The 562-nt window shown below is 45.3% G+C and carries 2 pseudogenes; both read left to right on the top strand.

The features are described 5' to 3' along the window. Positions 1 to 218: pseudogene (locus CIK04_RS26740) on the top strand (L-lactate dehydrogenase); the annotation flags it as partial. Between the two features lie 230 nt (positions 219 to 448). Further along, a pseudogene (gene potD / locus CIK04_RS34185) lies at positions 449 to 562 on the top strand (spermidine/putrescine ABC transporter substrate-binding protein PotD); the annotation flags it as partial.

Raw genomic sequence — 562 nt, 5'->3', positions numbered from 1 at the left:
ACGAGAAATCCGTTCTGCCTATAGGAACTATGTTGTCCGGGCAATATGGGCTCGACAATGTGCTCATGAGCTTACCAACGGTGGTGGGTAAGCAAGGTGCAGAAAAAGTCTTGATGCACCCTTTTAGCGACGAAGAGCTCGCAACGTTAGCGCGGATTGCGGAGAATGTCACCGCCGTTGTGAATGAAGTGGCCCAAGTGACGGGGCTAAAAGCGTAAAGCTACCGATGCAAAATCGCCTGATTTATACAGGCGATTTTTGTTTATAACCCATGAATTAACCTCGAAAAAGCCCCTCGACGACTCTGGCAACCAACCTCCAAGTGATGAATAAAACGACAAATCTGTTGACTTCGTAACGACAAATTTATTTTCTTTCAATCATTAACAATTGCCTAWTTATGCGCGTGATCCCCAGCATGGTGCTGGTACTGTTTGGATTGCAAACTATGAATATGTTCATCAAAGGATTGGTTCTGAGCGCGCTCTCATTTAGCTCTCTTTCTCAGGCAGAGAATGAAGTGCTAAACGTTTATGCTTGGGGAAGTTACTTACCTGAAGCG

Source organism: Vibrio sp. 03_296, from assembly GCF_002265885.1.
This window is presented reverse-complemented; position numbering and strand designations above follow the sequence as displayed.